This is a genomic window from Streptomyces sp. NPDC101225 (genome assembly GCF_044767585.1).
GTDB lineage: Bacteria > Actinomycetota > Actinomycetes > Streptomycetales > Streptomycetaceae > Streptomyces.
The window spans coordinates 1-22045 of sequence record NZ_JBIWOE010000048.1; the positions used below are offsets into that span (position 1 = coordinate 1).

18 protein-coding genes and 2 pseudogenes are annotated in these 22045 nt (G+C 71.4%); 13 read left to right on the plus strand and 7 right to left on the minus strand.

Annotated elements, in window-relative coordinates; translation table 11 throughout:
- From ACIRPX_RS39505 to ACIRPX_RS39525, 5 genes and pseudogenes are all read right to left on the minus strand, one after another.
- Positions 1 to 94: pseudogene (locus ACIRPX_RS39505) on the minus strand (succinyl-CoA--3-ketoacid-CoA transferase); the annotation flags it as partial.
- The gene (gene catC, locus ACIRPX_RS39510) at positions 94 to 378 is read right to left on the minus strand and encodes a muconolactone Delta-isomerase (RefSeq protein ID WP_404204521.1); all 285 of its coding nucleotides are present in this window, start codon (positions 376 to 378) and stop codon (positions 94 to 96) included. The pseudogene ACIRPX_RS39505 and the gene catC, both read right to left, overlap by 1 nt.
- 6 nt (positions 379 to 384) lie before the next feature.
- A complete protein-coding gene (gene catA, locus ACIRPX_RS39515) occupies positions 385 to 1239 on the minus strand; it encodes a catechol 1,2-dioxygenase (RefSeq protein ID WP_404204523.1) in 855 nt (284 codons plus the stop codon).
- A 37-nt stretch (positions 1240 to 1276) separates the two neighbouring features.
- Entirely contained in the window at positions 1277 to 2380 is a 1104-nt protein-coding gene (locus tag ACIRPX_RS39520) for a mandelate racemase/muconate lactonizing enzyme family protein (protein ID WP_404204525.1), read from the minus strand.
- A complete protein-coding gene (locus ACIRPX_RS39525) occupies positions 2377 to 3276 on the minus strand; it encodes a LysR substrate-binding domain-containing protein (RefSeq protein ID WP_404204527.1) in 900 nt (299 codons plus the stop codon). The genes ACIRPX_RS39520 and ACIRPX_RS39525 overlap by 4 nt, the downstream gene beginning before the upstream one ends.
- A 236-nt stretch (positions 3277 to 3512) precedes the next feature.
- Between ACIRPX_RS39525 and benA the strand changes: the two genes are divergently transcribed.
- From benA to ACIRPX_RS39570, 9 genes and pseudogenes are all read left to right on the plus strand, one after another.
- The gene (benA, locus tag ACIRPX_RS39530) at positions 3513 to 4862 is read left to right on the plus strand and encodes a benzoate 1,2-dioxygenase large subunit (RefSeq protein WP_404204529.1); all 1350 of its coding nucleotides are present in this window, start codon (positions 3513 to 3515) and stop codon (positions 4860 to 4862) included.
- On the plus strand, positions 4859 to 5365 hold the full coding sequence (gene benB, locus ACIRPX_RS39535) for a benzoate 1,2-dioxygenase small subunit (RefSeq protein ID WP_404204531.1): 507 nt from the start codon (positions 4859 to 4861) through the stop codon (positions 5363 to 5365). The genes benA and benB overlap by 4 nt, the downstream gene beginning before the upstream one ends.
- Before the next feature lie 22 nt (positions 5366 to 5387).
- Positions 5388 to 6419: a benzoate 1,2-dioxygenase electron transfer component BenC gene (gene benC / locus ACIRPX_RS39540; protein WP_404204533.1), complete on the plus strand. Its 1032-nt coding sequence runs from the start codon at positions 5388 to 5390 to the stop codon at positions 6417 to 6419.
- On the plus strand, positions 6416 to 7192 hold the full coding sequence (benD, locus tag ACIRPX_RS39545) for a benzoate diol dehydrogenase BenD (protein ID WP_404204535.1): 777 nt from the start codon (positions 6416 to 6418) through the stop codon (positions 7190 to 7192). The genes benC and benD overlap by 4 nt, the downstream gene beginning before the upstream one ends.
- A 25-nt stretch (positions 7193 to 7217) precedes the next feature.
- On the plus strand, positions 7218 to 9998 hold the full coding sequence (locus tag ACIRPX_RS39550) for an AAA family ATPase (protein WP_404204537.1): 2781 nt from the start codon (positions 7218 to 7220) through the stop codon (positions 9996 to 9998).
- Between the two features lie 51 nt (positions 9999 to 10049).
- Positions 10050 to 10637, plus strand: a pseudogene (locus tag ACIRPX_RS39555) (DUF899 family protein); the annotation flags it as partial.
- Positions 10638 to 10793: 156 nt separating this feature from the next.
- The gene (locus ACIRPX_RS39560; RefSeq protein WP_404204539.1) at positions 10794 to 11741 is read left to right on the plus strand and encodes an MHYT domain-containing protein; all 948 of its coding nucleotides are present in this window, start codon (positions 10794 to 10796) and stop codon (positions 11739 to 11741) included.
- Between the two features lie 138 nt (positions 11742 to 11879).
- A complete protein-coding gene (locus tag ACIRPX_RS39565) occupies positions 11880 to 13385 on the plus strand; it encodes a metallophosphoesterase family protein (protein WP_404204541.1) in 1506 nt (501 codons plus the stop codon).
- Between the two features lie 101 nt (positions 13386 to 13486).
- On the plus strand, positions 13487 to 14536 hold the full coding sequence (locus tag ACIRPX_RS39570; RefSeq protein ID WP_404204543.1) for an LLM class flavin-dependent oxidoreductase: 1050 nt from the start codon (positions 13487 to 13489) through the stop codon (positions 14534 to 14536).
- Between the two features lie 52 nt (positions 14537 to 14588).
- Here ACIRPX_RS39570 and ACIRPX_RS39575 read toward each other — a convergent pair whose 3' ends face one another.
- Both ACIRPX_RS39575 and ACIRPX_RS39580 read right to left on the minus strand, forming a co-directional pair.
- Positions 14589 to 15563 carry a TauD/TfdA dioxygenase family protein gene (locus ACIRPX_RS39575; RefSeq protein ID WP_404204545.1) on the minus strand — a complete coding sequence of 325 codons (975 nt, stop codon included), beginning with the start codon at positions 15561 to 15563 and terminating at the stop codon, positions 14589 to 14591.
- A 75-nt stretch (positions 15564 to 15638) separates the two neighbouring features.
- Positions 15639 to 17189, minus strand: a complete 1551-nt coding sequence (locus ACIRPX_RS39580) for a glycoside hydrolase family 32 protein (protein ID WP_404204629.1) — start codon at positions 17187 to 17189, stop codon at positions 15639 to 15641.
- A gap of 157 nt (positions 17190 to 17346) precedes the next feature.
- Between ACIRPX_RS39580 and ACIRPX_RS39585 the strand changes: the two genes are divergently transcribed.
- From ACIRPX_RS39585 to ACIRPX_RS39600, 4 genes are read left to right on the plus strand one after another with little or no spacing between them, the layout of a single operon-like run.
- On the plus strand, positions 17347 to 18756 hold the full coding sequence (locus tag ACIRPX_RS39585; protein WP_404204548.1) for an extracellular solute-binding protein: 1410 nt from the start codon (positions 17347 to 17349) through the stop codon (positions 18754 to 18756).
- Complete coding sequence (locus tag ACIRPX_RS39590) at positions 18753 to 19706, plus strand: carbohydrate ABC transporter permease (RefSeq protein WP_404204550.1); 954 nt, start codon at positions 18753 to 18755, stop codon at positions 19704 to 19706. The genes ACIRPX_RS39585 and ACIRPX_RS39590 overlap by 4 nt, the downstream gene beginning before the upstream one ends.
- A gap of 14 nt (positions 19707 to 19720) precedes the next feature.
- Entirely contained in the window at positions 19721 to 20575 is an 855-nt protein-coding gene (locus ACIRPX_RS39595) for a carbohydrate ABC transporter permease (RefSeq protein ID WP_404204552.1), read from the plus strand.
- The gene (locus tag ACIRPX_RS39600) at positions 20572 to 21957 is read left to right on the plus strand and encodes a glycoside hydrolase family 32 protein (protein ID WP_404204554.1); all 1386 of its coding nucleotides are present in this window, start codon (positions 20572 to 20574) and stop codon (positions 21955 to 21957) included. The genes ACIRPX_RS39595 and ACIRPX_RS39600 overlap by 4 nt, the downstream gene beginning before the upstream one ends.
- The last annotated feature ends 88 nt before the right edge of the window (positions 21958 to 22045 follow it).

Below are 22045 nucleotides of genomic sequence, written 5' to 3' on the forward strand. Positions count from 1 at the left end.
GCACCCCACTCAAACCGAACCCACCCACCGCCAACGACGCACCCTCCCCCACATCCACCACCGCATCAGCGGCTGTGGCGACCACCTTGTCCATCAGCCGGCCGCCAGATCGGAGGGGTGCTGAGCCAGGGGCGTGACGTCGAGCGTCATGTACGAGAACAGGGGAAGGTTCCACAGGATGCGGTGCAACGCCTCGTTGTCGGCCACGTCGAAGACGCTGATGTTGGCGTACTGTCCGGCGCACCGCCAGATGTGCACCCACTCCCCCGACTTCTGCAGTTCCCGGCAGTAGGCCCTCTCCCGGGCCACCAGTTCCGCGCGGACCTCGGGGTCGAGGTCGCGCGGAACCGCCACGTCCATCCGTACCGCGAAGAGCACCGCCGATCACACCCTGTCGAGGACGAAGTCGTACGTGACCTGGCGGCCGCTGCCGTCGGACACCGGCGAGGGGGCGAGGATCAGTTCGGGCTTCACGGCGGAGGCGATGTCGTCGGCGACATGGCTCCCGCCCTCGAAGTACAGCTGGGTGGTGATGAGTTGGTGGCCGGGCGCCGACACCTTCAGGTGCAGGTGGGCCGGGCGCCACGCGTGCCAGCCGGCCGCCGCGATGAGCCTGCCGCAGGAGCCGTCGGTCGGGATCTGGTACGGAGCCGGTTCGATGGTGTGGATCCGGAAGCGGCCGGTGGCGTCGGCCGTGACCGTGCCGCGCAGGTTCCACTCGGGCAGATTGGGCGCGAACTGCGCGTAGTAGCCGTCGTTGTCGGCGTGCCAGATCTCCACGGTGGCACCGGTGAGCGGGGCGCCGTCGACGGAGCGGACCTGGCCCTGGAAGAGGAGCGGGGTGCCCTCCTCGGCCTCGCGCATGGGAAGGGTGGCCTCGGCGGGCAGGCTCGGCGCCCCGGGGATGTAGTAGGGGCCCTCGATGGTGCCCTTGCTGCCCTGGCGGTTGTCGTTGGCGACCTCCTCGACGACGTGCTCCAGCCACACGTCGAGGAACAGCGGCCACTCGCCGTCCTCACCGACCTGGATGAGCCACGACTTCAGGGCGTCGTACTCGTCGTAGGTGACCTCGTGCCGGCGGATGATGTCGTGCGCGGCGGTGAGGAGTTCGGTGACCAGGGTGTCCACGCGCTTGGTCGCCACGCCGGCCGATCCGGCCCGCTGCTTGGCGCGGAACTGCTCGGTGGCGGCGGCTCCGGAGGCGGCCGCGGTGGCCTGGTCGGTGATGATGTCGCTCATTGTCTTCCCGTCCCTTGGAAACAACTCGGATGACGTGTCAGGTGTCCTGGCGGTAGCGCGCCAGTTTGTCGGGGTCGATGTCGATGCCGAGCCCGGCGCCCTCGCGCGGGCGCAGGGTGCCGTGCTCGATGGTCAGCGGCTCGGTGAGGAGGTCGTCGGTCATGTCGAGGAAGTTGGACAGTTCGCCCGCGTGCCGGGAGGTGCTGCGGTGGGCGGCGCCGAAGGTGACCGAGCACAACGTGCCGATCTGCCCGTCGATCTGATTGCCCATCACCACCTCCACGCCGAGCCCCTCGCACTCGTGCAGCACGCGCTGGGAGGCGGTGAAACCGGTGCGGGCCGTCTTGATGCTGATGGCGGTGGCGGAGCCGCCGAGGAGTTCGCGGGTCACCTCGGCGGCCCGGGTGGCGCTCTCGTCGGCGATGAAGGGGACCGGGCTCTGCGCGACGAGCCAGCGGCGGCCCAGCACGTCGTCGGCGGGGCAGAGTTCCTCGGCGAAGGTCAGGCCGAGGTCCGCCATCTCGCGCAGGGCGCGCGCCGATTCGGACGCCGTCCAGCCGCGGTTGCCGTCGATGTACAGGTCGACGTCCGGGCCGAGGGCCTCGCGCAGGGCCCGGCAGGCGGCGACGTCCTCGCCGTAGGGCTGCCGTCCGACCTTCACCTTGAAGGTGGTGATGCCGTACGTGTCCCGGACGCGTTCGGCGTCGGCGACCATCTCGGCGGCGGGTGCGAAGCCGACCATGTGGCTGACGCGCATGCGGTCGGTGTATCCCCCGAGCAGGCCGGAGACCGGCAGCCCCGCGACCTGCCCGAGGATGTCCCAAAGGGCCATGTCGACGGCCGACTTGGCGGCGGGATTGCCCACGGTCCGGTCCAGCCGCTCGTGGACGGCCTCGCGCTCCAGTGCCGTCAGACCGCTCAGCTGCGGGGCGAAGATCTTGTCGATGACGGCGACGATCGACTCCTGGGTCTCGCCGTAGGTGTACGGACGGGGCGGGGCCTCGGCCGTGCCGACCAGGCCCTCGTCGGTGTGCACCCGGACCAGGACGTGGTCGGCGGTGTGCACCTCCCCGCTGGCGAACCTCAGCGGTTTCGCGTACGGGATGGCGAAGGGGATGGCCTCCACCCTGACGATCTTCATACCGCTCCTTCGAGGAACATGTCGTTCCGCTCCAGCACCTGGAGGACGTTGCGCAGCAACGGGGACTCGTCGTCCGCGCGCCAGGCGAGCACCAGCGGCACCGTCAGCGCGTGCTCGATGTCCTTGCACACCACGCCCTCCCGGGGCGCGGAGCGGATCGACTCCGGCAGGACCGCGACGCCGAGGCCGGCCGCCACCAGGGCGAGCGCGGCGGAGGTCTCGGTGATCTCGTACGCGAGGTGCGGATAGAAGCCGGCGGCCAGGCAGCTGCGGACGACGGCGTCGTTGAGCACGGAGCCGAGGGTGGCGCCGTACATGATGAAGTCCTCGTGCCTGAGCTGTTCGATCCGGACGATGTCGGCGGCGGCGAGCCGGTGCTCGGCGGGTACGGCGGCGACGAGCCGCTCGTCGGCCAGCGGCCGGTGGCTGATGCCCTCCTGGCGGACCGGCGGGCGCAGGACGCCGACGTCGAGGCGGCGCTCGATCAGCCCGAGTTCCTGGGCGGGCGTGAGCATCTCGGTGTGCACCTCCATCATCACGTGCGGCAGTTCCCTCTTCAGCAGGCGTGCCAGGGCGGGCAGTTGGCGGTACGAGGCGGCGCCCGTCAGGCCGACCCGGAGCACCCCCTCGACCCCCTCCGCGAAGCGCCCCACCCGCGTCACCGCCTCGTCGACGGCTTTGAGGATGTGCTCGACGTCGGTGCGGAACACCTCGCCGGCGCCGGTCAGCGTGACCTGCCGGGTGGTGCGGGCGAAGAGCTCCACGCCCAGTTCCGACTCCAGGCGGCGGATCGCCTGCGAGAGCGGGGGCTGAGCCATGTGCAGGCGTTCCGCGGCCTTTCCGAAATGGCGCGTCTCGGCGACGGCCGCGAAATACCGAAGGTGCCTGAGCTCCATCGGGCTGCCCCTTTCTGTTGCGGGGCCCTCGAATGCGTTCAGCGTAGAGAGGGATTCCCATACGACACAAATACCTGATTGCAGCCTATTAAGACGCTGCCGATATCAATACCCCCCTGGGTCAACCCTGGGGGAATGCCCGGGGCCGACCGCGCACCGCGCTGACATGGTGCTGAAAAGCAAGCGCAGCGGGCGCACCCGGAGCCGGGCGCCCGGCGCGGAAGGGAAGGGACGGGATGATGGCCGAGGACTTCAGACGGGCACGGAGCATCCTCGACGACGCCCTCGTGGAAGACCCCGACAACGGTGTGTACCGGGTGCGGCGCAGTGTCTTCACGGACGAGGAGCTCTTCGAGCTGGAGATGCGGCACATCTTCGAAGGGAACTGGGTCTATCTCGCCCACGAGAGCCAGATCCCGGAGATCGGCGACTACTTCACGACGTACATCGGCCGCCAGCCCGTGGTCGTCTCCCGTGACAAACAGGGAGAGCTGCACTGCCTGATCAACGCGTGCAGTCATCGGGGCGCGATGCTGTGCCGCCGCAAGACCGACAACCGCACGACCTTCACCTGTCCTTTCCACGGCTGGACGTTCAACAACACCGGGCGGCTGCTGAAGGTGAAGGACCCGCGCGAGGCGGGTTACCCGGAGCAGTTCAACAAGAACGGCTCGCACGATCTGCGGAAGGTCGCCCGCTTCGAGAGCTACCGGGGTTTCCTCTTCGCCAGCCTCGCCGGCGACGTGAAGCCGCTGCGCGACCATCTGGGTGACGCGGCCGTCGTGATCGACATGATCGTCGACCAGTCCCCCGAGGGCCTGGAGGTGCTGCGCGGCTCGTCCACGTACCACTACGACGGCAACTGGAAGCTCCAGGCGGAGAACGGCGCCGACGGCTACCACGTCTCCGCCACCCACTGGAACTACGCGGCCACCCAGGCCCGCCGCACCTCCGGCGAGTCCAGGAACGACACGAAGACCATGGACGCGGGCGGCTGGTCCAAGCAGCAGGGCGGCTTCTACTCCTTCGACCACGGCCATCTGCTGTTGTGGACGAAGTGGCTCGACCCCGCCAACCGGCCGCTGCACAGCAGGCGCGACGAGCTCGCCGAGGAGTTCGGCGCGGAGAAGGCGGACTGGATGATCGGCGTCTCCCGCAATCTCTGCCTCTATCCGAACGTCTACCTGATGGACCAGTTCAGCTCGCAGATACGGCATTTCCGGCCCCTGTCCGTCGACCGGACCGAGGTGACGATCTACTGCGTCGCGCCGAAGGGCGAACCGGCCGAGGCCCGGGCCCGCCGTATCCGCCAGTACGAGGACTTCTTCAACGCCACCGGCATGGCCACGCCGGACGACCTGGAGGAGTTCCGCTCCTGCCAGAAGACCTATCCGGCCTCGGCCGCCCCGTGGAACGACCTCAGCCGCGGCGCCGTGCACCAGATCGACGGCCCGGACGAGGACGCCAGGAAGATCGGCATCAACCCGGTCGCCAGCGGGGTGCGCACCGAGGACGAGGGGCTCTACCCCGTCCAGCACGGCTACTGGCGCGAGACCCTGCGCAAGGCCCTGGAGGTGACCACGTGAGCTCCGCCGTCGACGCGTCGACGCTCGAAGGCGTCCGCCAGTTCCTCTACCGCGAGGCCCGTCACCTCGACGACCGCGAGTTCGAGGCGTGGCTGGAGTGCTATCACCCCGACGCCGAGTACTGGATGCCGGCCTGGGCCGACGACGACGGGCTGACGACCGACCCGCAGCGCGAGATCTCGCTGATCTACTACCCGAACCGGGCGGGCCTGGAGGACCGCGTCTTCCGCATCCGCACCGACCGCTCCAGCGCCACCAGCCTGCCCGAGCCGCGCACCGGCCACCACATCACCAACGTCGAAATCACCGGCCGCGACGGCGACTTGGTGCAGGTGCGGTTCAACTGGTTCACGCTCTACTACCGCTACCACACGGTCGACACCTACTTCGGCACGTCGTACTGCACGCTCGACCTCTCCGGTCCCCGACCGCTGATCACGCGCAAGAAGGTCGTCCTCAAGAACGACTACGTGCACCACGTCGTCGACATCTACCACGTCTGAGCCGTACGAAATGAGCAGCCGCATGTCCTTCCAGATCGCCCTGAACTTCGAGGACGGCATCACCCGGTTCGTGGAGTGCCGTCCGGACGAGACCGTCGCCGAGGCGTCGTACAAGGCCCGTGTCAACATCCCGCTCGACTGCCGCGACGGCGCCTGCGGCACCTGCAAGGCGTTCTGCGAGTCGGGCCGTTACGACGGCGGCGACCACATCGACGAGGCGCTCACCGACGACGAGGCCGCCGAGGGCTACTGCCTGCCCTGCCAGATGACCCCGCACAGCGACCTCGTCCTGCGCGTTCCCTCCTCCTCCGCCGCCGCGAAGACCGCCGCGGCCACCTTCGGTGCCACACTCGCCGAGGTCCGCCACCACTCCCCCAGCACCGTGGAGTTCACGCTCGACGTGGACGAGCGGGACGGTCTCGACTTCCTGCCCGGCCAGTACGTCACCATCGCCGTGCCCGGCACCGGCCACTCGCGCGCGTACTCCATGAGTTCCGGCCCGGCCCAGCGCCGGCTGTCCTTCCTGGTACGGACGGTGCCGGGCGGTGTCATGTCCGGCTACCTCACCGATCGTGCCCGGGTGGGCGACCGGCTGGAGTTCACCGGCCCGATGGGCGCCTTCTATCTGCGCCAGCTCACCCGACCCGCGCTGCTGTTGGCGGGCGGCACCGGACTGGCCCCGCTGCTGTCGATGCTGGAGCGCATGGCGCGGCAGCCGGCGTCCCACCCGGTCCATCTGCTCTACGGCGTCACCCGTGACCAGGACCTTGTCCACCTGGACGCGCTCGCGGACTACGCCGAGGTCATTCCGTCCTTCACCTTCGACCACTGTGTGGCCGACCCGGCGAGCGGCGCCCGCAACAAGGGCTTCGTCACGGGCCTGATCGACCCCCCGGCCCTTCACGACGGCGATGTCGACATCTATCTGTGCGGCCCGCCGGCCATGGTCGACGCGGTCCGCGGCCACATCGCGTCGCTCGGCGTGCTCCCGGCGGGCTTCCACTACGAGCGGTTCACCCCGGCAGCCGTACGGGAGACGGCGGAGGCGGCGTGAGCGTGCACCCGGGGCGGTTCGCGGGCAAGGCGGTGGTGGTCACCGGAGCGGCCCAGGGCATCGGGCTCGCGGTCGCCGGCCGGCTGGCCGCCGAGTCCGCCGACCTGATCCTCGTCGACCGCTCGGAACTGGTCCACGAAGCGGCGGCCGCGCTGCAGGCGCACACGGTCACCGCGGACCTGGAGACGTACGCGGGTGCCGAGGGGGCGGTGGCGGCCGCGCTGGAGCGGCACGGCCGGGTCGACGTGCTGGTGAACAACGTGGGCGGCGCGATCAGCTTCAAGCCGTTCACCGAGTTCTCCGCGCCCGAGATCGAGGCGGAGGTGACCCGCTCGCTGCTCACCACGCTGTGGTCCTGCCGCGCGGTGCTGCCCGTCATGAGCGAGCAGGGACACGGGGTGATCGTCAACGTGTCCTCGGCGGCGACCCGCGGCATCCACCGCATCCCGTACTCGGCGGCCAAGGGCGGCATCAACGCGCTCACCGCCTCCCTCGCCTTCGAGTACGCCGGCGCCGGCATCCGGGTCGTCGCCACCGCGCCGGGCGGCACCGAGGCGCCACCGCGCCGGATCTCCCGCGGCACACCTCCCCGGCGGACGGCGCGGGAGAAGGACTGGTTCCAGGCGCACATCGACCAGACCCTCGCCTCCTCGCTCCTCAAGCGGTACGGCACCCTCGACGAGCAGGCCGCCGCGATCTGCTTCCTCGCCTCCGACGAGGCGTCGTACATCACCGGCACGGTGCTGCCCGTCGCCGGCGGCGACCTCGGCTGACGGTCCCGGTGTTAGCGTGCGTCTCATGGAAGACCCCGCTGAGCGGCGAGGACACCTCGTCGGCCGGGCGCGGGAGGTCGCCGCGCTGAAGGACGCCGTGCGGGCCTCCGGAGCGGGGCGCGCGGGCGTGGTCCTGGTGGAGGGTCCGGCCGGGATCGGCAAGACGGCGCTGGTCGAGCACGTCCTCGCGCTACACACCGGGCAGGCGGCGGTGGTGCGGGTCCGCGGGGTCTCCTGGGAGTCGGAGGAGCCGCTCGGAATCGCGGGCCAGCTGCTGCGGGGCGGATCCGGCGACGGCGCCCCGCCCGATCCGGCCGCTCCCGGGGCGGTGCTGGGCACGGGCCGGCTCCTACACCGCCGGTGGGTGGCCGCGCAGGAGCGCGAGCCGCTGATCGTGGTGATCGACGACGCCCACCGGGCCGACGTGGCGAGTCTGCGCGCGGTCGCCTCCGCCGTGCGGCGGATGTCGACGGAGCGCGTCCTGGTCGTCCTGGCCGCCCGGGACGAGGTGGACGATCTGTACGAGGTACGGGGTCACCGCGCCGAACTGCCGCTGTCGGTACTGGCGGCTCTGGAGTTCCTGGACTCCTACGACGCGGTGCGGCCCGGCCCGCTCGGCCCCGAGGAGGTGCGCGAGCTGGCAGCCGGCACCACGGGGCCCGTCCCCGACCTGCCCGCGGCGCGGCACCTGTGCCGCCATACGGGCGGCAATCCCCGGTACCTCGCCCAGCTGCTGCGCGAACTCCCGCCGCGCACATGGCGGGAGTGGCGTCCCGAACTCCCCGCCCCCGCACGCTACTCGGCCCGGATCGGCCACCGCCTCGCCGGGTGCGGGGCCGACGCCCGCGCCCTGGTGGAGGCGTGCGCCGTGCTCGGGGCGGACGCCTCGCTCGCGGAGGCCGCCGCGCTGTCGCAGGTCGCCGAGCCCGTGCCGGCGGCGGACGAGGCGGTGTCGTCCGGGCTGCTGGCGGCGACCGTCGAACCGGGCCACGCGAAGCTGGTGTTCGCGCATCCGCTGGTGCGCGCGGCCGTGCTCGGCGGTATCGGCCTCGACCGTCGTATCGCACTGCACCGCCGGGCCGCCGAGGCCGTCGCCGACGAGGGCCGGCGGCTGGCGCACCAGGTCGCCGCCGCCACCGCCACGGACGACACGCTCGCCGACGCGCTCGACCGCTACGCGGGTGAACGCGCCGCGGCCGGGGAATGGGCCGCCGTCGCCGAGGCCCTCGTCCGGGCCGGCCGGCTGACCACCGGGCGGGCCGCGCGCGAGGACCGGACACTGCGTGCGGTGGACGCGATGGTCGGGGCCGGCGACGTGCCCCAAGCCATGGCGTTCGCCGACGAGTTGGAGAGCTACCCTCCGGGAACGCTGCGCGACGCGGTCCTCGGCTACGTGGCCATCATGCGGGGCCGGCCGGCCGAGGCGGAGGCCCTGCTCACCGAGGCGTGGCGGCACTGCGACCCGGAGCGTGAACCCGGACTCACGGCGACGGTCTGCCAGCGTCTCGTCCTGCACGCCCTGGGCCGCTGGGACGGGAGGGACATGGTCGGCTGGGCGCGCCGGGCCATCGAGCTGGCCACCCCGGGCGACCCTTCGGCCATCGAGTCCGAGGCGGTACTGGGGCTGGGGCTGGCCGCCATGGGCCGTGCCGAGGACGCCCTGGCCACGTACGAGGCGGCGGCGGCCGGGCTGCCCGGCGGCGCCCATCCCCAGCGCTTCGGGCTCGGGCGCGGCTGGGTCGATCTCGCGCTGGACGCGCCCGAGGCCGCGCGTCCGCTGCTCGAAGCTGCGGTACCGACCGGATACCGGCTGGGCTCGACCAGGATCTCGCTCTGGGCGCAGGGCTGGCTCGCCCGCACCCAGTTCGCCCTGGGCTCCTGGCCGGAGGCGCTGGAGACGGTGCAGCGGGCCGCCGCGCATCTCGCCGAGGCCCGGATCGAGCTCGCCCGCCCGCTCGTGCACTGGACCGGCGCCCAGATCCACGCCCTGCGCGGCGACTGGGAGTCGGCCGACCGGCATGTGGCCGCGGCGGCCGTCGGCCTGCACCACTACGCGGTCATGCTGGTCCCGGCGTGTCTGGCCCGCGCACAGGTCGCCGAGGCCCGGGGCGACTACCGCCGGGTCGTCGAGGCGCTGTCACCCGTGGCCCAGCTCGGCGCGCGGGAGTCGATCGACGAGCCCAGCTTCTGGCCGTGGCCCGACGTGTACGCCAACGCCCTGGTGATGACCGGCCGCCTCGACGAGGCCGACGCCTTCCTCGCGCCGCACGAGGAGCTGGCCGCCCGCCGGCGCCGCCGCTCCGCCCAGGCCCGTCTCGGACTTGCCCGGGCCCGGCTCACCGCGGCCCGGGGCGACATCGACACCTCACGCAAGGAGTTCGAGCAGGCGCTCGCCCACCTCGAACACCTCCCGCTCCCGTACGACCGTGCCCGGGTCGACTTCGCCTTCGGGCAGACGCTGCGCAGGGCGGGCAAGCGCCGCGAGGCCGACGGGGTGCTGAGGAACGCCCGGGACGCCTACGCCGCCCTGGGCGCCCGGACCTATGTGGATCGCTGCGACCGGGAACTGCAGGCGGGCGGCCTGCACGGCACCCGGCCGAGCGCGGGTATGGCCCGGCTGACCCCGCAGGAAGGGGCGGTGGCCCGGCTCGTCGCGGACGGCGCCACCAACCGGCAGACGGCTCTCGAGCTCTTCATCTCCGTCAAGACGGTCCAGTACCACCTGACCCATGTGTACGCCAAGCTCGGCATCCGCTCGCGCAGTGAACTCGCCGCGAGCTTCCGGGAGGAGGAGCCGGCGGACTGACGGCGGCCGTACCGCCGGGGTAGCAGTGGCTCGCCGCCTGCGCGGGAGAAGGAGTTCACCCGGCTGCGGGACCGGGTCAGCCCCGAGCGGCGGCGGCTGCCGATGGTCCGCGTCGACCAGCCGTACGCCTTCGAGGGCCCGGACGGTGCGGTGGGCCTCCTCGGCCTGTTCGACGGCCGGCCCCAACTGGTCGTGCACCACTTCCTGTGGATCTACGACCTCGACGCCGACGGCACCGAGCACCCGCGCGAGACCGGCTGCTCCGGCTGCTCCTCGGCCGCCGACCGGATCGGTGGGCTGCGGCAGTTGCCCGTCCGCGACACCACTCTGCGGGTGGCGCCGGTGCGGATCTTCCACCGCGACGAGGCCGAGCTCGCCGAAGCCGGGATGCCGTGGTCACCGGAGATGCGCGGCGACCGGCCGGGCATCAGCGCGTTTCTGCGCGTCGGGGACGAGGTCTTCCACCCGTACTCGACCTTCGGCCGCGGTGTCGAGGAGTTCCACAACGGCTATCCGTGGCTGGATCCGACCGCTCTCGGGCGCCAGGAGGAGTGGGAGGAGCCCGTGGGCCGGGCCGTCCCGCTCGGTGTTCAGGTCGGCGGGCCCGCCATGCGTCTGCCCGACGCATATGACGCGTGAAAAGTCCCGCCGACCGGCACTCACCCGGGTGTGACCACTGTTGACCGGTGATAGCCGAGAATCATTCAGTTACCCGTGGTAATACCTTGCATTCACGCCACACTTACCCGTAGACCTTTCTCCACAATCTGCCGGGGCTCTGGGGGGAGTTGACGTATGCAAGGCACGATTGACGGGTTCCGCTACGGCGCGGTGACCCCGGTGGCGGGCTATCTGACGGCCTGCCTGGGTGGGGCTCTGGGACTGCGCTGCATCGTGCGATCCCTCGTCAACGAACAATCATGGAAGGTCGGTTGGCTGGCACTGGGCGCCGCGTCGATCGGCAGCGGCATCTGGACCATGCATTTCATCGCCATGCTCGGCTTCCAGGTCAAGGAGACCGGGATCCACTACGACAGGGAACTCACGCTGCTGAGCCTCGCGGTGGCCATCGTCGTGGTCGGCATCGGTGTGTTCATCGTCGGCTACCGGGGCTCGGGCAAGGTCACCTTGGCCGTCGCCGGTGTGATCACCGGTATCGGCGTCGCCGTCATGCACTACATCGGCATGGCGGCGATGCGGATGAACGGCGACATCCAGTACAGCACCTTCACCGTCGTGCTGTCCGTCGTCATCGCGGTCGTCGCGGCAACCGCCGCCCTGTGGGCGGCCGTCACCGTCCGGGGCTTCATGCCGAGCCTCGTGGCGAGTGTGGTCCTGGGCGTGGGAGTGACCGGCATGCACTACACGGCGATGGCCGCCGTCAGCGTCCATGTGCACGGCAACGGCACTGCGGCCTGGTCCGGCGACTCGCCCTCCTCACTGCTGTTCCCCATGCTCCTGGGGCCGGCCGTGTTCCTGCTGCTGGCCGGCGTGGTGGTGATGTTCGACCCGCTGCTGGTGCTGGGCGACGGCGAGTGGAACGACGCGGCCTCCGGTTCACGGTCCCGGTCGAGGTCCCGCCCGGCCCACGCCGCCGAGGCACCACCGGAGCCCGCTCCGGAACACGGCACCACCCTCTTCGGCGGGCCCGCCGTCTCCACCCGCCCCCGGCAGGAGGAGTACGGACCGGCCGCGCCCGCGACACCGAGGTGGGCGCCGCCGCCGACCAGCGACGAGTGGTGAACCACCGCCACCGGCCCGGACGTCCGGCGCGGCGGGGGCGGGCAACTGCGTGGATCGCACGGCATGTTGCCCGCCTCCGCCACGTCGGGCGCAGGCACCCCTTCCGCCGCTCCACGAGATCGTTGTTACGGTTCACCGGTGTCTGACTCTTCACGCGATACCGCCGAAGGCGCCGGCTGGGGCGCCGCCGAGCGAGGCGAGTACAAGAAACTGATGCCGGCCAAGGTCGAGAAGCTCTCCTGGCTCGACCCCAGGACGCTGTGGGCCGCCCGCAACGGCGTCCTGGCCTCCTGGTTCGGCGACCCGACCGGCCACACCCGCAGCAGATGGGTGGCCCAGCGTGAGGCCGCCGGGGCACCCCCCGACAAGGTGATCCGGCGCGGGGACGCGGACCGGTTCTCCTTCATGGTCATCGGGGACACCGGCGAGGGGGACGATCCCCAGTACGCCGTCGTCCCGGGCTTCCTGAAGACCAGTCAGGGCACGGACTTCGCCGTGATCGCCAGCGACGTCATCTATCCCGTCGGCACCGCGGACGACTACGACACCAAGTTCTTCCGCCCCTACCAGGACTACCGGGCGCCCATCTACGCGATACCGGGCAACCACGACTGGTACGAGGGCCTGGGCGGGTTCATGCGGGTCTTCTGCGACGACGCGCCGCCCCTCGCCCCCGAACCGCCGCCGCGCCCGCTGACCCGGGCCTGGGCACGCAGCCTCCTGTGGCACCGTCCCCGCACGACGGACGGGCAACACCTCGACCAGGCAAGGGAGTTGCGGTCCGCTCCGGATCAGCGGGCCGTCCAGCCCGGCCCGTACTGGGCGGTGGACGCGGGACCGCTGCGGATCATAGGCATCGACACCGGTCTGCTCGGCACCATCGACGCCGAACAGGGCGCCTGGCTGCGCGAGGTGTCCAAGGGCCCCCGCCCGAAGATCCTCGTCACCGGCTCGCCCCTCTACGTCGACGGGGAGCACCACCCGTGCACCATCGAGGGCGGCCACGGCACCGTCGACGACATCGTCCGCGACCCCGACCACCACTACGTGGCGGCGATAGGCGGCGACATCCACAACTACCAGCGCTACCCGGTCCAGGTGGACGGCCGCACCATCCAGTACGTCGTCTCGGGCGGCGGCGGTGCGTTCATGCACGCCACCCACACCATTCCCCGCGTCGACATCGCGAACGTCACCGAGGAGGACTTCCGCTGCTATCCGCTGCGCGGTGACTCCCTCGCCTTCTACAGCGGGCTCTACGGCCGCCGGCTGCGCCTGCGGCGCCTGTTCGCGCTCTCCGGGGACGAGGCGACGGCCGTGATCGCCGAGCGGCTCGGCATCCGGCCGACCCGCGCCCCGGGCGAACCGGTGCGCGTCACCCGCCGTGCCCGCGTCGTGGCCGGACTGCTCGGCGCCGGCGGCCGCCCCGATCGCACCTCGCGCCTCCGCCTGCCCGTGCGCAAGATCTACACACACTTGTTCTCACCGAGCTCGGCGACGTACAGCCCGCCGTTCTTCAAGTGCTTCCTGCGCCTGGACGTCACCCCGGACGCCGTCCGTCTGCGCTGCTTCGCGGCCACCGGCAACCGCGCCCAGGAGATCGATCCGCCGGTCGAGGACGAGGTGACCATTCCCCTGACCTGACCGAAGCCGACCTAACCCGCGGCGGCGGCACGGGAACACCTCCGGCCACACGCCGGTTGGCACTGCCGTACACGTCGCAACGACCGATGACGGAGGGGCTCATGCCGCCGACCTCACGCCCCCTGCGCAAGCTCGGCTTCCTCACCATCGGCCTGTTCGACGAGGCGGACCCGCGCCGGGGGCACGAGTCCACGCTGGAGATCATCGAGCTGGGCGAGCGGCTCGGCTTCGACAGCGCGTGGCTGCGCCACCGCCATCTCCAGTACGGCATCTCCTCGCCCGTCGCGGTGATGGCGGCGGCCTCGCAGCGCACCAGCCGCATCGAGCTCGGCACGGCGGTCATCCCGCTCGGCTGGGAGAACCCGCTGCGGCTGGCCGAGGACCTGGCGACGGCCGACATCCTGTCCGGCGGCCGCGTCAACCCGGGCGTGAGCGTCGGTCCGCCAATGCACTACGGCCAGGTCAAGGAGGCGCTGTACCCGGACACGGGCGACGCGGAGGACTTCTCCTACACGCGCGTACGGCGCCTGCTCGACTTCGTGCGGGGCGGGAGCGCCACCGGCTTCAGCGGCGTCGAGGGCTTCGAGGTGTTCTCCGACCGGGTGCAGCCCCACTCCCCCGGCCTGGGGCGCCGGATGTGGTACGGCGGCGGCAGCCTGGGGTCCGCGCGCTGGGCCGGTGAGCAGGGCATGAACTTCCTGACCAGCAGTGTGGTGAAGGCGGAGGAGACGGAGGGGCCCGCGTTCGACTTCGCGGAGATCCAGCTCTCGCACATCCGCGCCTTCCGCGCCCGCCACCCCGACGGCGAGGCGGCCCGCGTCTCACAGGGACTGGTCGTCATCCCCACCGACTCCGCCTCGCCGCGGCAGCGGGCCGGGTACGAGGAGTACGCCGCCCGGCGCACCCCGCGCACGACCACACCCCAGGGTCCGGCCCGGCTGCTGTTCGCGCCGGACGTCGTCGGGACGTCGGAGGAGATCGCCGAACGCCTGCACGCCCATGCCGCGTTCCGCGAGGTGGACGAGGTGGCGTTCGCGCTGCCGTTCACCTTCCGGCACGAGGACTACGTGCAGATCCTCACCGACATGGCCACGAAGCTCGGCCCGGCCCTCGGCTGGAAACCGTCCGAGCAGGGCGTGCTTCGAACGTAGCGTCCTCCGCCCGCCCGCCGGGCGGGCGGGACTCGGGAAACACGACCTGGTGTCACCAGCGTCCGCGTTCGGTGCCCACGACCGGCTCCGACGGCCTGCCGTCCACCCCGACCGGAACATCCCCGCTCAGCATCACGCGGTGCATGATCCGGGGGTGGTCGAGGTGGGCGTTGTCGCTCGGGGCCAGGTGGATGGTGGCCCGGTTGTCCCAGAAGGCCACGCTGCCGGGCTCCCAGCGGAAGCGCACCGTGTACTCGGGCCGCACCGCCTGCTCCAGCAGCATCTCCAGGATCGCCCGGCTCTCCGGGCGCGAGACGCCGGTGATCTGCTCGACGTAGTAGCCGTTGACGAACAGCACCCGCTCGCCGGTCTCCGGGTGCACGCGCACCAGCGGATGCACCGAGGCGACCTGATGGTCCAGCAGATGGCGCAGATACGAGTCGTCGCCGGACCGGGGCTGGTAACCCACCCCGAGCCGGTGCTCGGCCCGCAGCCCGTCGACGAACTCCCTTACCGGCGCGGACAGTCCGGCATACGCGGCCGCGAGGTTGGACCAGGTGGTGTCGCCTCCGTACGGCGGCACCGTCTCGGCGCGCAGGATCGTCGCGGCCGGCGGGTCGATACGGGCGCCGTGGTCGCAGTGCCAGCCGCGCAGCAGCGTGTGCCGGCGGCGCTGCAGCCACTCGTCGTGCGCCATGCCGTACCTCCCGCCCAGCTCCAGCCGGTCGGCGGTCGTCTCGACCTCGGGGCGGTCCGGCGGCGAGGCACCGCCCCGCCTGCCCGGCACCACGGGCTCCCCGAACCGGCGCGCGAACGCGACATGCCCCGCGTGGTCCAGCCGCTGCCCGCGGAAGAACACCACCTTCCACCGCAGCACCGCCGCCCGGATCGCGCCGACCACGGTGTCGTCCGGCTCGCCGGCCAGATCGACGCCCGTGATCTCGGCCCCGATGTGCCCGGCCACCGGTCGCACCGTGATCCCCGCGGCCCGCGCGGCGTCCGTCACCGTGTCCCGCTCCGTCGTCATGCGCGCTCCGATGCTCGTCCGCTCCCGTGTCCGATCTTCGCAGGCAGGCGGCGCCACGACGACCTCGGCGGCCCCCTACACGGTGAACTCGCGTATCACGGTGTTCCGGAACACCGCCGGCCCGTCGATGGTGAACAGCGCCAGCCCGGTGTCGACCAGATACGGGAACACCTCGCTGGTGTGCACGTACCGGCCGTCGTCGACGTACATCTCGACGGAGGTGCGGTCGACCAGGATGCGAAGCCTGACCGTGCCCGCGGAGCGGTCGAACGGCGTGTGGCTCTCCTGCCATCTGCCGGAGGGGTCGGGGTTGACGGTGTTGCGGCGGTTGAGGAAGGCGAAGTCGCCGTAGACACCGGCGTCGATGTGCCGGCCGCCGTCGGGTGAGCGGCGCAACTGCATCCCCGCACCGGTGAGTTGGTCCCAGGTGACCTCGGTGGAGATCTCGTAGGAGATGCCCTTGTGGTCGAGCACCCGGGTGCCGTTCACGCTCAGGTCGCCGAGGTTCACCGTGCGGGAGACATGGGCGTCGAGTCCGGAGACGGGCCGGGAGGCGAGGTAGTGGCCGCCGGAGGCACCGGGCTTCAGCGTCACCTCGCGGACGACGGAGTCGGTGCCGTTGAAGCCGTCGCAGTCGACGGTGGGCGTCGTGCCCGGGTAGTCCCAGTTGTTCAGCCAGCCGAGCGCGTACCGGGTGCCCGGGTCGAGGGTGCCCTTCGCGTCCCGCTTCTCGAAGGTGACCGCGCCGTACCAGTCCCAGCCGTGGTCGAGCCACTGCGGGTCCGCGGCATCGGCGGCGAACGCGCTGCCGTCGAAGGAACCCGTCCAGTACGCATACGTGTTGGGCAGGCCCGCGCCCTTGCCGTTCGCGCTGACTCCGAGGACCCACTTCGCCGTGCCGTCCGCGGCGGTGATGCGGAACAGGTCGGGGCACTCCAGGGTGCCGATCCCGTCCTTGACGAAACCCCCGGCGTACGTCCAGGACTTGAGGTCGTCCGAGTGGTAGAAGCCCACCTTCGTGCCCTCGGCGAGCGCCATCACCCAGCGGTCGCGCTCCTCGTCGCGGATCACCTTGGGGTCGCGGAAGTCGGCGCCGGCACCGGGGCCGGGCAGGACGGGATCGGTGCCGTGGGGGGTGAAGGTGCGCCCGCCGTCGGTGGACCAGTACAGGTACTGCGCCTGGTGGTCGGTGCCGCCGCCGGGCGACATGGTCGCGATGACGACGACCGCACCGGCGCCGAAGCCCGCCGTGTTGCCGGTGTCCACCACCGCCGAGCCGGACCACACGTCGCCGTTGACGGTCGTGTCCTTGGGCACGGCGACCCCGCGGTCCGTGAAGGAGACCAGGTCGGTGGTGGTGGCCAGCCGCCAGGCCGTGCCCACGGCGCCGGTGAGGTAGTCGGCGTTGTAGAGGTAGTAGTAGTGGTACTCGCCGTCGATCCAGACCGGACGCTGCGGGTCGTTCTTCCAGGCGTCGGGGACGGTGAAGTGGTAGGCGGCGCGATAGCTCGCGCACCTCGCCCGGGCCGCCTGGGGTCCGGCGGCGGCCGGTGGTGCGGGCAGCAGGGCGGCGGCTCCCCCGGCGGTCGTTCCGGCCAGCAGGGCTCTCCTGGACATCCCACGCATCACGCGTCGTTCCTCTCGTTCGGAGGCGGCTCATGTGAGGCAGGACTCTGCGACCTAACTCGTTAAAGGTCAAGGCGTCACGACTCTTGACACGACCGTGCGGCGCTTCCCATCATCTGGGACGTCAACCCTGATCTAACACGAGTTAGGCCCTCAGATGACCGACTCGCACCTCACCCGCCGCACGCTGCTGCGGTACGGCGCCTACGGGGCGGGAGCCGCCGCCCTGGCCGGCACCGCCGCGAGCTGGGACCGGCTCATTGGAGCCGACATCCCCGGGCGCGACGACGGCTCGCTCGTCGTCGCCACCCTCGGCCCCGCCTACGGCCCGGAGGCCATCCGCACGCTCACCGAGGGCTTCCGGACAGTGCACCCGGACATCAAGCTCCGGATCAACGCGGTGCAGGCCGTCGACTGGCCGGACTTCTTCGCGAAGATCCTCACCCAGATCGCCGCGGGCACCGCACCCGACCTGGTCTACGTCGCCACCGAGGGCGTGCAGCTGTTCGCGCAGCGCCTCGGCGTCGCGCTGGACCCCTGGATCGAGCGGGACGCGGCCGAGCTCAAGGAGTACTTCGCCGACGTCCACCCCTCGCTCGTCGAGTCGATGATGTACGAGGGTCACCTGTACCAGCTGCCGGTCGAGTTCAACGCCGCCGACATGTACCTCAACCGGCAGGTGCTCAGGCGCGCGGGAGCCGGCTTCCCCGCACCGGACTGGACCCGCGACGACTTCACCGCGCTGCTGCGGGACATGAAGAGGTCCAGCGGCTCCCGGTTCACGCCGTACTTCTGGACCAACCGGCTGTGGGGCGGTGTCGTGCCCTGGCTCTTCGCCAACGGCACCAACCTGCTCGCGGAGTCCAAGGCACCCGGCGGCTCCTGGCTCTGGGACTCCTTCTACCCGGCCGCCCAGCGCCAGGGCCGCGGCGGCGGCTTCCGCTGGACCACCCCGCAGGCCACCCACGAGCGCGTCGAGGAGGCGTACGACTATCTCGCCTCCCTCATCGAGGAGAACCTCTGCACCCGCCCCGAGGGCGGCAACGGCCAGAACCTCGTCGGCGTGTTCTCCACCGGGCGGGTCGGCGTCACCCCCGCGGGCGGCTTCTGGGCGGGCGGACTGCATCTCGCCGGGATGCGGTCCGACGCCTTCGACGTGCAGTACTTCCCGCGCTGGCGCACCCAGCGCCACCAGTTCGGCGCGGCCGGCTACGCCCTGCTGCGCACCTCCAAGAAGCAGGCGGAGGCCTGGGAGTTCATCAAGTACGCCGCCCGCAGGGACACCCTGATGCGGCTGTTCGACACCAACCAGACCACCCCGGCGCGCCGCTCGATGCTGACCGCCGACCGCTACCGGAAGTCCGGCCCGAAGCACTGGCAGGTCTTCTACGACACCCTCGACATGTTCCCCGACACCGGGCCCATCCCCGCCCCGCCGCAGGTCGCCGAGGTGACCGAGGTGCTGCTCAAGCACACCGGCACCGCGCTCGCCTCGCGGCACTCGGTGCGCCCCGCGCTGCGCCGGATGCAGCGCGACCTGGAGCAGGCCATGGAGCGTGACGTATGACGAACACCCAGGTCCCCGCCGTGCGGCCGCGCGCCGCCACGCCCGCCGGTCACGTGCCGCGGCGCCCGCCCCTGCGCTCGCGCGGCACCCGGCCGCTGGCCGCGCTGTTCCTCGCACCGACCCTCGTCGGCATCGCCGTCTTCACGGTCGTGCCGATCGTCGGCTCCCTCGTGCTGAGCCTGTTCCACTGGAACGTGATCGATCCGCCGGGCTGGGCGGGGCTCGCCAACTACCGTGCGGTGTTCACGGATTCGACGGTGCGCGTGTCGTTCCTCAACACCCTCGTCTTCATGGTGTTCGCGGTCGCCGCCCAGCTGCTGGTCGCGCTGGCGCTCGCCCTCACCCTGAACGGGCGGATGCCGACCTGGCTGCGCACGGTGTTCCGCTCGGCGTTCTTCTTCCCGCTCGTGCTGTCCGCCGCGTCCATCTCCGTCGTCATGAAGTACCTGTTCAACCAGGACTTCGGGGTGGTGAACTGGCTGCTCGGGCTGATCGGGATCGCTCCGGTGCCGTGGCTGACGTCGGAGCACGCCGCGCTGGCCACGGTGGTCATGGTCTACGTGTGGCAGCAGTTCGGCTTCTCGTTCCTGCTGTTCGTCGGCGGCCTGAACAACATCCCCAAGGAGGTCCACGAAGCGGCCTCCCTGGACGGCGCGACGGGCCTGCGCAAGCACCTGCACGTGACGCTCCCGCTGCTGTCGCCCACGCTGCTGGTCGCGACCGTGGTCGGCGTCATCAACGCCCTTCAGGTCTTCGAGCAGCCGTACGTGCTCACCAACGGCGGGCCCGGGGACTCCACCCGCACCGTCGTGATGGTCATCTACGAGACCGCGTTCGAACAGCTGCGCTTCGGCGAGGCGTCCGCGGTGGGCGTGCTGCTCTTCGTCCTGATCATGGCGGTGACCGCCCTCCAGTTCCGGCTCAGCCGGCGTTTCGTCCACTACCAGTGAGCCGGGTGACTCCCATGAGCCAAGCAACCCTGTCCGTCGGCCGCGCCCGGTACTCCCTCGGGCCCTGGGCGCGCGTCGCCGGGCTGACCGTGTGCGCGCTGCTGACCCTCGGTCCGGTCATCTACACGGTCTCCACCTCCCTGCGCACCCCGGCCGAGTCCTTCGACCTGCCGCCGCAGATCATCCCCGCACATCCGACCACGGCGGCCTACCGCGGGGTCTTCGACCAGATCGACGTGTGGCTGCTCGCCCTGAACTCCACACTGGTGACCGCGCTGATCGCCGTCGGCCAGATGGTCACCGCGGGGCTGGCCGGGTACGCCTTCGCGCGCCTCGAATTCCGTTTCAAGAGGCCCCTGTTCGGGCTGGTCCTGGCGACCATGATGGTGCCCTTGCAGGTCACGATCGTGCCGGTGTTCCTGGTGCTGAAGTCGATGGGCCTGACCGACACCCTGCTCGGGCTGATCATCCCGGCCTTCCCGACCGCCTTCGGCACCTTCCTGATGCGCCAGTACTTCCTGGGCATGCCCAAGGACCTGGGCGAGGCGGCCATGCTGGACGGCGCCGGGCCGTGGCGCGTCTTCCGGTCCGTGTACGCGCCGTTGGCCGCGCCCGGCCTCGCGATCGTCGGCGTCCTGGCCTTCAACTACCACTGGAACGAGTTCTTCCGCCCGCTGATCCTCGAGACCTCCGGCCAGAACTACACGCTGCCGCTGGGCCTGGTCTCGCTCCAGGGCAACCTCGGCACCGGCTCCATCTCCGTCGTCCTCGCCGGAGTCGTCCTCTCCATGATCCCCGCCGTCGCCGTGTTCGTCGTCGGCCAGCGTCCTCTGCGCGAGGGCATCACGTCCGCAGGAGTCAACCGTTGAACCTCGACCCCAACGCCCCGCGCCTCAGGGTCCGTCCGCCCGCCGGCTGGATCAACGACCCGAACGGGCCGTTCCGTTGGCGGGACCGCTATCACCTGTTCTACCAGCACAATCCTGGCGCGCCCGTGCACGCGGACATCCACTGGGGCCATGTCTCCAGCCCCGACCTCGCGCACTGGGAGCACCATCCGATCGCGCTCACCCCGACACCCGGCGGCCCCGACGAGGCGGGCTGCTGGTCCGGCTGCGTGGTCGACGACGAGGGAGTGCCGACCGCCGTCTACACGGGCGTGGACCGCCACCACACCGGCGCCGGCTCCATCTGCCTGGCCCGGGCGGTGGTCCCCGACGACGAGACGCTCACCGACTGGAAGCCCCTGCCCGTCCCCGTCGTCGCCGGCCCGCCCGCCGGTCTCGACGTGGTCATGTTCCGCGACCCCTTCGTGTTCACGGCGGGCGGGCGGCGCCGGGCGCTCGTCGGCGCGGGCCACGAGGACGGCACACCGTCCGTCCTGCTCTACGACTGCGACGACCTCACCGACTGGCGTTTCGCCGGCGTCCTCGTCGACGGCAACGACCCGGTCGCGGCGGACGTGTTCGGTGACGAGGCGGTCGGCTGGGAGTGCCCGCAGATGTTCGCGGCATCAGGCGGCGAGTGGGTGCTCGTGCTGTCGCTGTGGGACGGAGACCCCCGCGTCACGGGCCATCTGACGGGCCGTCTCCAGCCCAACGGAGAGGACGGGTTGCGCTTCGCGGCGCGCTCCGGCGGCCGGCTCGACCACGGCCGGGACTTCTACGCCCCCGCGGTGCTGCGGGAGCCGGGCCGGTCCCTGATGTGGGGCTGGTCCTGGGAGGCCCGCGACGAGCACGAGGTCGACCGTGCCGGGTGGGCGGGGGTCCTCTCCGCGCCACGGGTCGTGGACGTCCACCCGGACGGCACCCTGCGCGTCGCACCGGCGCCGGAGCTCGAACTCCTGCGGGCGAAGGCCCCGTTCGTCACCGCACCCGGCGGCGCGGTACCGCTGCCGCAGTCCTACGACCTCACCGTCACCGCACAAGGGCCGACCACCGTGAGCCTGCTGCGCTCCGCCTCCGGCGCCGAGGTCGCCGTGCTGCTGGACCCGGATCAGGGCACGGTGACGCTGGACCGGACCGAGTGGCCGCGGACCGGGCCCGACGGTGCGGCACCCGTCGTCGTACGGGCAACCGGCGGGCAGGTGCGCGTCCTTGTCGACGGCTCGCTGCTGGAGGTGTTCGTGGAGGACCGCGCGACGGTCACCGAACGGGTCTACCGGCGACCGGGAGACGTGGCCGAGCTCGTCGTGACGGGGGCGGTGGCCGGGGTCACCGGGTGGGAACTGCTCCCAGGGCCCCACGGCTGACCCCGGGCGGACCGCACCCCACCCGCACCGCACGACCGGCACCCGGCGGATACGAACACCTGCGGCCGTCAGCGCACGGCCGCGCCCC